This window comes from Neobacillus drentensis, assembly GCF_036962765.1.
GTDB lineage: Bacteria > Bacillota > Bacilli > Bacillales > Cytobacillaceae > Neobacillus > Neobacillus drentensis_C.
Map to the genome: position 1 here is coordinate 1 of NZ_JBALOS010000121.1, position 10800 is coordinate 10800.

10 protein-coding genes are annotated in these 10800 nt (G+C 35.3%); 5 read left to right on the forward strand and 5 right to left on the reverse strand.

Going from position 1 to position 10800, the window contains the following annotated elements; genetic code table 11:
* Nucleotides 1-258: 258 nt before the first annotated feature.
* The gene (locus V7137_RS15675; RefSeq protein ID WP_335698948.1) at nucleotides 259-1161 is read right to left on the reverse strand and encodes a LysR family transcriptional regulator; all 903 of its coding nucleotides are present in this window, start codon (nucleotides 1159-1161) and stop codon (nucleotides 259-261) included.
* Between the two features lie 179 nt (nucleotides 1162-1340).
* On the opposite strand from V7137_RS15675, the gene V7137_RS15680 reads away from it, so the two are divergent.
* From V7137_RS15680 to V7137_RS15700, 5 genes are all read left to right on the forward strand, one after another.
* A complete protein-coding gene (locus V7137_RS15680; protein WP_335698949.1) occupies nucleotides 1341-2444 on the forward strand; it encodes an amidohydrolase family protein in 1104 nt (367 codons plus the stop codon).
* 3 nt (nucleotides 2445-2447) lie between these two features.
* On the forward strand, nucleotides 2448-2804 hold the full coding sequence (locus V7137_RS15685) for a Rieske (2Fe-2S) protein (protein ID WP_335698950.1): 357 nt from the start codon (nucleotides 2448-2450) through the stop codon (nucleotides 2802-2804).
* 60 nt (nucleotides 2805-2864) lie between these two features.
* The gene (locus tag V7137_RS15690; protein ID WP_335698951.1) at nucleotides 2865-4067 is read left to right on the forward strand and encodes an iron-containing alcohol dehydrogenase; all 1203 of its coding nucleotides are present in this window, start codon (nucleotides 2865-2867) and stop codon (nucleotides 4065-4067) included.
* A 77-nt stretch (nucleotides 4068-4144) separates the two neighbouring features.
* Nucleotides 4145-4861 carry a sulfite exporter TauE/SafE family protein gene (locus tag V7137_RS15695; RefSeq protein WP_335698952.1) on the forward strand — a complete coding sequence of 239 codons (717 nt, stop codon included), beginning with the start codon at nucleotides 4145-4147 and terminating at the stop codon, nucleotides 4859-4861.
* Nucleotides 4862-4940: 79 nt separating this feature from the next.
* Nucleotides 4941-6383: an amidase gene (locus V7137_RS15700; RefSeq protein WP_335698953.1), complete on the forward strand. Its 1443-nt coding sequence runs from the start codon at nucleotides 4941-4943 to the stop codon at nucleotides 6381-6383.
* 208 nt (nucleotides 6384-6591) lie between these two features.
* Here the strand turns inward: V7137_RS15700 and V7137_RS15705 are convergent, their stop codons facing one another.
* The 4 genes from V7137_RS15705 to V7137_RS15720 form a co-directional block, all read right to left on the reverse strand.
* Nucleotides 6592-7353, reverse strand: coding sequence for an alpha/beta fold hydrolase (locus V7137_RS15705; RefSeq protein WP_335698954.1), 762 nt, complete (start codon nucleotides 7351-7353; stop codon nucleotides 6592-6594).
* 126 nt (nucleotides 7354-7479) lie between these two features.
* Entirely contained in the window at nucleotides 7480-7605 is a 126-nt protein-coding gene (locus V7137_RS15710; RefSeq protein WP_335698955.1) for a hypothetical protein, read from the reverse strand.
* 320 nt (nucleotides 7606-7925) lie between these two features.
* A complete protein-coding gene (locus V7137_RS15715) occupies nucleotides 7926-10016 on the reverse strand; it encodes a sensor histidine kinase (protein WP_335698956.1) in 2091 nt (696 codons plus the stop codon).
* A 40-nt stretch (nucleotides 10017-10056) separates the two neighbouring features.
* The gene (locus V7137_RS15720; protein WP_335698957.1) at nucleotides 10057-10773 is read right to left on the reverse strand and encodes a response regulator transcription factor; all 717 of its coding nucleotides are present in this window, start codon (nucleotides 10771-10773) and stop codon (nucleotides 10057-10059) included.
* Nucleotides 10774-10800 lie beyond the last annotated feature (27 nt).

Sequence of the window (10800 nt, forward strand, 5' to 3'; positions counted from 1 at the left end):
GAATTAGAAAGTCCTATTATAAGACCAATGTGGGTTGGAGCCGTTCATTCAAAAAAACATTATTCTACTAAAACATCTAAAGAGTTTTTGAAGTATTTGAAAAAACAATTTGAGAACGAGGGATCCTAAATAGAAAGATTTTGTATCTTAATCTAGGACAGTCAAAAGGAAGGGACGTATTCCCTTCCTTTTGTTTTTACATTTTTTATTAAAAGGGAATGTCTTTATAATTCTTTAATAGTACCTGTCGTTACCCACCTAAGTTTTATTTTTCAATCCAATTTTTAGATCTTTAATAAACTTGTCTACATATAAGGGAAGTTGTTTGTTTTTTAAGTGTATCCAACCAATTGTTGTAGTCAAAGGCCTATCATAAACTAAATCGATTGCTACAATTTCTCCGGAAATCAGGTAGGGGTGAAAATTCGAATAACTGGGACCAATAGTAATGGCTAATCCTTTTTGAACTGCATTCATTACTCCTTCTGAATCATTCGAAGTAAAGAATATTTTTAGAGGTCCGTATTTTTTTGTAAAATCATCGATGAACCATTTAATAGAATCACCGTTATATAAGACTAGAGTTTGTTGAAGCAATTCTTGGGGAGTTATAATTTCATAGAAAACTAAAGGAGAATTTTTACTTACATATATTCTCATTTTCCCCTCAAGCAAAGTCTCGTACGTTATATCATCTCTATTTTTGATTACATCATCGTAAATCGTGATTAGTCCTATATCGCTCTTTTGGTTCACAACATCCTCAATTACTGCAAGAGTAGTATTTTCGAAAATATCAATCGATATGTATGGAAAATTCTCCTTAAAGGTAGATAGTGGTTCTAGCAGTAATTTAAGAAGACCTGAAATAGTTGATATTTTTAATTCACCTGAAATTGAATCCGTAAAAGTTTTAACTTCATCTTTTAGCTCCTGAAATTTCATTATTATTTCGTGGGCTTTTTTTATTACAATCTTTCCTTCTTCAGTAGGTATAATTCCTTGGCGTGAACGCTGAAAAATTGAAACTCCTAATTCCTTTTCTAGATTTAAAACAGCCTGACTAATTGTAGACTGAGTCACATGAAGATTTTGAGAAGCAATCGAAAAAGACTCAGTTTTTGCAACCTCGAATAGATATACTAATTTATCTATGTTCATATTAATCTCCTATTAATAAAATTTATATTTCTATCGAAAAGATTAATTTTATATTAACTTATTTAATTGATAGAATAAATAAAAAATAATCAACAATATTTTTCTGTTTGATTTTGGTTAAGGTGTTTGGGAACAGATGTTTAGGAATTACTCAAGAGAGAATAAGGAGGATTATGAGAATGGAACAAACTAATATTACTACGATCACTGAAAAGGATTCAAAGGAAAAAACGAAAGGATTGCCGGTTATTGATTGTGATTTACATGAGGCTTTTACTGATCTAAAAGTTCTTTTTCCGTATCTTGATGAACAATGGAGAGAATATATTGTCCCTGGATCGTGGAGACCTTCCGGATTAGCTTATGGAAGGCTAACACCCGGTGGATATGCCATGGTAGATGCATGGCCTGAGAATGGTACTATAGCTGGGTCTGATTATTCATTATTTAAAAAACAATTGCTAGATAAGTACAATATTAAAAAGGGCATTTTAACAGGTATATTCTGGCCTTCGGATTCAAATACACAACCGGAATTTAAAAATGCACTTGCAACAGCATACAATGATTGGCAAAGCGATAAGTGGTTAAAAATGGATAAGCATCTTCTAGGATCAATTCACGTAAATTGTCACGACCCTATTGCTGTAGCAGAAGAAATCGATCGAGCAGCGAAAAATCCGCAAATGATCCAGGTAATGATAAGTGTAATACCGGAAGCTCTTGGAAAAACATTCTATCATCCCATTTATGAGGCTGCAGAACGAAATAATTTACCAATCGGGTTTCATCTAGGAAGTGCGATAACTACTGTATTAGGTAATACCCCTTATTTTACCGAATGGTACGCCTTAAGAATTCAGAATTATCAAAGCATTATGGCTAATATGATTGTTCATGGCGTTTTTGAGAAGTTTCCAAAACTTAAAGTGATGATGATTGAAGGTGGATTTTCATGGGTTGTTCCACTTATGTGGAGACTCGATGCGACATTCCGAACATTCCGAAGAGAAGTGCCTTGGCTAAAAAGATTACCGAGCGAATATATTCGTGACCATTTTAAATTCACAACACAACCGATGGACGATCCCGATCCAAAGCATTTGATGCAAATGATTGAAATGTTGGGACCTGAGATGCTTTGCTTTGCTTCAGACTATCCGCATTGGGATTTTGATGATCCATATCGTGCCTTTCCAACGATTATGCCCAAAGAGTGGAAACGCAGAATTCTATATGATAATGCTCGTGATTTTTATAGATTGGAAGATATGGAGGATTAGGACATGAAATATTCAGTTTGCAAAACAAAAGATATGAAACCGGGTGAAATAAAAGAAGTAAAAGTACAGGGTAAAAGAATGGTATTATGTTGTACCGGAGAATCCACCTTTTCTGCTGTAAGTGCAATATGTCCTCATCAGGCTGCCAATTTGGTAGATGTTAAACGGTTGGATGGAACAATTGAGTGTTTACCAAATGGGCAAACGGGATTTGTAAAATGTAATGAAATTATTAGATGCCCAAGACATGGTTATGAATGGGATGTAAATACTGGTAAAGCACTATTCCAAACGGATAAATTAAACATAAAATCATATAAATTAGAAGTTGAGGGCGAAGACGTCGTTATTTACATGTAGGTCAATAAAATTTAATGGATATAAAACTTCAAATTAGTACAGAAAAGAGTAGATGATTCGTTGCAAACATCATTTTTCCAAATAACTTCTCGAACGGTCGTGAACTATGGTGCTGGATCTCAATCCTTGTTGCCCAAGATGGTGGAAGGGGTTGGTGGTAAACGGGTGGTTCTTTTTGCCGATAGAGAAGTGGCCCGGTCAGGGATCATAAATCAAATCAAAGAATTGTTTGAAGCGTTTCAAGGAGACGTGCAGTTAGTTGGTATTTTTGAGGATATTCATGAAGAAGCAATTAGTGAAACTGTCAATCGCTGCACCCGTTTCTTCAAAGAGTCCAATGGAGACTCATTGGTTGCACTTGGGGCCACGGGAGCCATTGATACAGTTAAAGCGGTCAAGTGGATGGTGCATAAAGAGATACAAGATATCCGTGAAGTCGGAAGAATTACGGAGCGGTGGCCTGAAGCCCAGTTAATCCCGATCCCACATGTAGCCGTCCCAACATTGACGGGAACCGGTGCTGAAGTAACAGCAGTTGCGATGATTACAAATGATGAGATTGGGATAAAATCAAGTATTTATAATTCCTTTGTCAATCCAGATATAGCCATTCTAGATCCTGAACTAACGATGTTTCTATCTCCCGAAGATATTGCATTTACTGGATTTACTACATTGGTCAATGCAATTGAGGCCTATTTTTCACCTAAGGCTAACCCGATGACGGATGCCTATGCACAACATGCGATTCGAATGATTGCAGATCATCTATCAAACGCAGTCCTTGATGGATCCAATCTAGAGGCAAAGGGAAACATGCAGCTGGCGAGTTTAATGGCAAAATCTGCTTTTATGCCTATCGTAAATGCCATTCCCATTCATAATATGGCTCTTGCCTATTGCGGAAAATTTGGAGTTCCGCAAATGCTCGCTAATGCCGTATTGCTCCCGAATGTGATGGAAACGTTAGACACGTTCTATTTATCCAGAATTCAGGGATTTGCTCAGGCACTTGGTCTTGCGGATCCATCTCCACATGCTAAGGAATGTTTGAGTCAGGCAGTTACATTCATTCGGGATCTCCGAAAAGAAATTGAGCTGCCTGAAACGCTTGTTGGATTTGATGTGAATGTGGATAGCATGAAGGATATTATATCGTCAGTTCACAATGAGCCTTCAGGTGTTCACTTTGAAATACCGCCTGACGCAGTCGTCAAGATTACAAGCCAAATATTTGATTTATCTGTAAACATTAATCAATAAGTAGCTGCTGATTTTTCCTGAATAGGAAAAATCAGCACAGATGTGTTCATAAAACGAAATAGAAAGTGATGAGTGATATGGGAGACTGGCAAATATTAGCGACAATTGTTCTTATGGCATCCATTTTGCAAACATGTACAGGTTTTGGATTTTCTATCATCTCGATGCCCTTTCTTTTCTTAATTTATCAGCCCCATACGGCTGTTCAAATCAACCTTATCCTTTCACTCCTTATTTCTATTATTATGATTTTCAAAGTAAAAAAGGAAGTAGATAAGATCATTTTAGTAAGATTATTGAAAGGCAGCGTCATCGGGATCCCTTTGGGCATTGGTATCTATTCGTATTTAAACATCGATTTAATAAAAGTCATTGTTAGTTTAGTTATTATTTTATTGACGGTTTGTTTATTATTGAAGGTTAAGATACACCAAACTAAAGGCAGGGATTTTTTAATAGGAGGGATTTCAGGGCTTTTAACCTCAAGCATCGGTATGCCTGGTCCCCCCTTACTCCTATATTTCTCTGGAGCAGGAAAAGCAAAAGAAATGATTCGAAATACAACATTAGCTTACTATCTGTGCATTTATTTCGTCAGTTTAGTGATACAAATGGTAATTGGAGGGACGAATAAGGAAGTACTAAATTCATCTGTGGTGGCCCTTCTTCCGCTTGCGATTGGAATCCTGCTTGGGCAATGGATATTTACATGGATCAATCAAAAAACGTTTCAAATCATCACCTATATCATGCTCCTCTTCACCGGATGTTATTTATTAGTATCCAGTTTTTAGCAGTTTTCTAGATTTACAGGCGGTAAGTTTTACAATGCATCGGGTCGTAAAAATAACTAAGTAATGAGAGGGAATTTCTGTGACCAATTTGACTCATGAAGAATTGGGATATATGTCCGCTACTGAGCTAGCTGCAAAAATTCGTAAAAAAAAGCTTTCTCCGATGGATGTAACCCATATGTTTCTAGAAAGGATTGAAGAAGTCAATCCCAAAATCGGCGCGTTTTGTACGGTCGTTCCCGAATTAGCACTAAAAGATGCTAGAAAAGCGGAAATCGCCATTATGAGAAAAGAAAAAGTTGGACCACTTCACGGGGTTCCCATTGGGATCAAAGACCTTACACCGACGAAGGGAATTAAAACCACATATGGATCAAGACTTTTTTCTGATAATGTACCAAATAAGGATGCAGTTGCTGTATCAAGAATCAAAAGTGCTGGAGCCATAGTTCTTGGAAAGACAAATACCCCGGAATTTGGACACAAATCTATAACAGACAATGCGCTTTTCGGTAGGACTAAAAATCCTTGGAACACTCAGCGAATTTCAGGGGGTTCAAGCGGCGGATCGGCTGCTTCCGTTGCCGCAGGTCTTGTTCCTTTTGCAGAAGGAACGGATGGCGGTGGTTCCATTCGGATTCCAGCAAGCGCTTGTGGTGTATACGGATTGAAGCCAACCTTTGGAAGAATTCCGAAGAGCGATCCAATTAACGCATTTAGTGACCTTAATCCCTTTCTGCACCATGGCACACTCTCTCGAACGGTAGAAGATGCTGCGCTACTCTATTCCGTAATGGTTGGTCCGGATCCCACAGATCCATTTTCGCTTCCCAATACAAGCGAGAATATTCAACTAGCTGTACGTAATCCCAATTTAAAAGGATTGCGTATCGCATATAGTTCCAACTTCGGATATTATGAAATCGATACACAGGTACAAAGCGTGATGGAGAATGCGGTGAAGGTATTTGAATTTCTCGGTTGTGAGGTAGAGAGAGTCAATCCACAAATTGACAATGCAGAGGAGTGGATATACAAGCTGTTTGCCTGTCTGTTTAGTTGTAGAATGTCTGCAGCGTATAGTGCATTATTACCCGAAAAAGAAGAGTTGTTTGACCCATCTTTCGTTAAAATCATCCGTAAGGGACTTACCTACTCAGCGATGGATTATAAAGCGGTAGAGATTGCACGGAGCAAGGTTTGGCACGCCTTTCAAACCATTTTCAAAGACTATGATTTGTTGATTGCACCGACCCTTGCGCTTCCGCCGTTTTCAATTGAGTTACCTTCCCCTCCTGAAATAAACGGGAAAATGATAAATCCGGCTCACGGCTGGGCTCTTACAAGTCACCTCAATCTGACTGGCCACCCAGCCGCCTCCATTCCAGCAGGTTTTTCAACCGACGGTCTGCCTATTGGAATGCAGATAATTGGAAGAAGATTTGACGAATGGAATATTTTAAGAGCTTCCGCTGCCTTTGAAGAAGCATCACCGTGGGCAAATTATAGACCAAATCTTTAAAATTACAATACTTAAACCGGCTGATTCAAAAGGAAGTTAAAAACCTCTTTTTGAGCCAGCCTTTCTTTTTTGGTTTCATTTTGGATAAATGAGCCAAATAAGAAAAAATCCAACTGGTTTGCAACTGGACCTTCTATTCTTAATCGCGTTAGCTTTAATGGAACTCTTTTTTACCAACTAATTATTCAGTATTGGAGGTTCTTATCTATTAGCAAACGCTTTGTAAAAATTCTAAAAGTTTTTGATTGTATTTTTCTTTATTTTCAATGTTTGGGAGGTGACCCGCTTTATCAAATATATGAAGCTCTGCTTTTGATTTATTCGCATTACGATACGATTGCTTTGCATACCTGACAGGTGCTAATTTATCATTTTTACTTCCAAGTATGAGGATTGGAACCTGCAAGGTAGATAACATATTTAAGTAACTAAATCCTTTTGGTAATGACACTAGTGTATTTGCGAAGCCTTTTTCATTATAAGTTAGGGCTGACTTTGCATTTTCAAGGAGCTCTTCGTTTTTATTGTTATATATAATTCTTTTAACAGCTTTTGAAATGATTTCATCCCCTTCCATTTTTGCATATTTTTTCAACCGATATTTAAAATAGAATGTAAAGAGGCGTTTAAATACATTACTTATTTGTGAAAACGTGTTTGATAAGATCAAAGAACTTACACGGTGGGGCTGTAGTTTATAAATTTCTTGAACAATGACTCCCCCCAACGATAATCCGCAAAAATGAGCTTTATCGATGTTTAATTCATCTAATAAATCTAGTACGTCTTTCGCAAATTGTTGTATTGAAATATCTTCAAATACCTCAGACTTACCATGGCCTCTTAATTCAGGAATGATCAAACGGTAATTTTCAGCTAGATCAAATTGACTAGTCCATGATTCTTTATTACTTGAAAATCCATGAACAAACACTATTGTTTCTCCTTGTCCAATATCAATGTAATTCATAAATTCCCTCCTGTCTTGTATTGAATCTAAACAATTTTCACCTCCCTCAGATAAAATAAAAAGAACGACGCTCAAATGAGAATCGCTCTAACCGCTATTACACTAATAAAAAATAATTTTTTTAGATTAATATTTAAAAGCCTTCATAATTATTTCCCATTGTTCCTCGTCACTTAGTTCTCGGTAATCTACTTTTACCCTATCAAATAAATTTCTCCAAGAATTAATCAAACAATTTTCAGCCTTACCCATATCAAATTCTCCTCTCTGAGTACAAATTAAGCTACACTAAAAATTATTCTGAATGTGCTAAGTTGTCCTTCGAAAGCCTTTTGATAGTCTAGGTTTGATTGAAGCAACATCTGAGTTGGGGTATTTTATACTTCCAATGTTTCCTGAAATTAGCCCAAATTCAAGAAATTAGGATCAGCCCCACCAACTCTGTATTTAACAGATAGCCACGTTTGTCATCTGCCTATTTGTATTATATTTGAAGCCGTTTACAAATTCAATAAATATTCCTAACATTCACACAATTTATTTTTCCCTTTTTATTTTTCGATCAATTATTTTTAAATATGAAGTTTTTGCATATTCACTTCAGTATTCTCTATTTTAGTAATCGGTTCATAAATCGGAAGTTTCATAATAAATACTGTTCCTTTTTCTAATTCACTTTTTAATTTTATGCTCCCTCCATGTGCATGAACAATCTCATTTACAATCGATAATCCTAATCCATTACCTGCCTTAAATGAATTCCTTGCTCGGTCTACACGATAAAAGCGTTCGAAAATATGAGGCAAATCTTTTTGTGGTATTCCCCAGCCATAATCTCGAACTGACACGGCAATATGGGTTCGATTACTGCTTACGTTAATTACAATAGGAGTATTAGAATTGGAATATTTAATAGAATTCTCCACTAGGTTTAAGATAGCACGTTCCAAATATTTTAAATCTATTTTAAGCGATGGGAGTTTTTCCTCCGCAAAAACATGAATATTTGGATCATGTTTGAGCAGATCTTCTATATGCATAAAAAAATCATTTGCATGGACAATTTGATAATGAAATACTTGCTCACTCATTTCCACATGATTGAGTTCATATAGTCCTTTTACAAGATTATTAATAGAATGAAGATGTTTGTGGATTCGATGCAAATACTCGTCAACTTGTTCAGAATTAATCATTTTATCATTGATTGCCTCAATATACCCCAATACCACTGTGATAGGCGTTTTTAAATCATGAGCAATATTTGCAAACATTTCTCTTCTTGTTTTCTCCATTGTGATTAATTTATCGTTCGTTTGTTTAAGTGTTTCATTGGCTATATAAAGCTTAGTAGTTCGATCTGACACTTTTTCCTCAAGATATAAATTTAATAATTTGTAGTTTGTGATTAAGTCATCTATTTTTTTTGCCATCAAATTAAAAGAATGGGTAAATAACTGAAATTCTTCCAAACGTTGGTCTTTAATTCTTACTTGAAACTTTTCCGAACTAATTGAGCTAATACCCTGTAGTACTTCATTAAATGGTTTCGAGTAATGTTTCCAAATCATAAGAGTTATAGCTACCAAAATAAAAATAATCGTGATTAGTAAGCAAATAAACTGAATGGTAAATGTCCTTATATAGGTTCCTAATTGATTCTCTATAGAAGTTTTAACAGAACTGATTATTTCCTTTTTCGGGATCACATAGACAATTTTCCCATTAGTTTCTTTTACGTTTGAAACAAGAAATATTTTTTCGTTATGATTGATTTTCATTAAAAAAGGCTGATCACCATCGTATAATTTTTGTATTAGACTCGTAGTAAAGTAGCGTAAATCTTTCTGAGCCTTTTCTTGTCTTGCAATAATCTCATGATCAGAGCTAATTAAGACCGCATAGGCAGACGGCTCTTTGAAACGGAAATTTAAAAATTTATCTAAGAACTGAGTAACAGAAATATCAACACCAATAACACCTGTGAAATCACTTTTATTATCAAAGATTGGCATGGAGAGAGTAAACATATTATCTACTTCATTAGATGGTTTTGTCCAAACTTCATGATTTCGCTTAGAACTGGCGGCTAAGGAATAGAAAGCCCAGGTTGTAAAATCATAATAAGGTTTATATCTTCCTTTTTCTCGACTCTCTTTGACATTTTCCTTCGGATAAATCCGCCAATAGGATTGGGTACCTATATAATAAATTCGTGAAATACTTTTTTCTTGATGATAAATTTGAATAAATTCTTTTTCTAGTAATTTTGATTTTAATAGTTTGTTTTTAATGTCCTTTGTTAGCTCAAGAGGTGAACTCATTCCAACATTGGAAACATCCCCTTTTATATCCTCCCAATAGTATCCTTCTTTTTCTTTTTGTAAGGTTAATTGATAATCATTTGGTGGTATAGGATTGCTGAAAACATCTTCTGCTTCAGCTTGTACTACGTGAACTTGTTTTTTAATAGAACTAATTTTTTCATTAATTATTTCAGTTTGTTTTGTTAAATTTTCCCTGTGAAGAAAAATGACATAGTCTAGAAGAATATTATTAATCCGATTACCTGAAATAGATAGAGCTTTCTCTGAACTATATATAGCGAAGAAAAAAATAAATATAAGCGGACAGATGGATAGAATTAAAAATGTTCCGAGCATTCTCCCACGAAAAGTGAAAAATAGTCTCTTTAATCTAAACTTATATCTGTTGAACTTCTTCATTAAATTTATAGCCTGCCCCTCGAATAGTCATAATCGTCGTTGAATCTTTTGAATCTGTACCGAGTTTTTTTCTTAATTTACCTACATGAACAATTACCGTTTTGATATCCGCGACAGAATCATATCCCCATACTTTTTCTAATAAATGTTCAGCACTAAAAACTTGTTGAGGATGCCTCATGAAAAAATGTAATAATTGAAACTCTTTTGAAGTTAACCAAATTAAATTATTTTGAAAATAGCATTCGAATTTCTCTATATTTAAAGTGATCGATGAGGACCTTAGGATTTGAATATCCTTTTCTATAGGAATTGGGTGGACAAGGTATTGATGGCGACGAAGATGTGCTTTAATGCGAGCAATCAATTCATGCATACTGAAAGGCTTGCCGATATAATCATCTGCCCCAACACTTAGACCAGTAACTTTATCAATCTCTGAATCCTTACAACTAAGAAAGAAAATAGGAGCATTCGTCATATTACGAATTCTTCTACATAATTCAATTCCATCCAAATCAGGTAAATACACATCTAAAATAATTAGATGAGGATTTATTTTTTCTACTTGTTCAAAAGCTTCCGATGCATTACTTGCCTCAAAAAAATTAAAACCCTCCCTTTCTATATATATCCCAACTAATTCTCGAATCTCTTGTTCATCGTCAACAAGTAAGATATTAGAATTGTTCAACAAGAAAACCACCCATCATTGTATTTC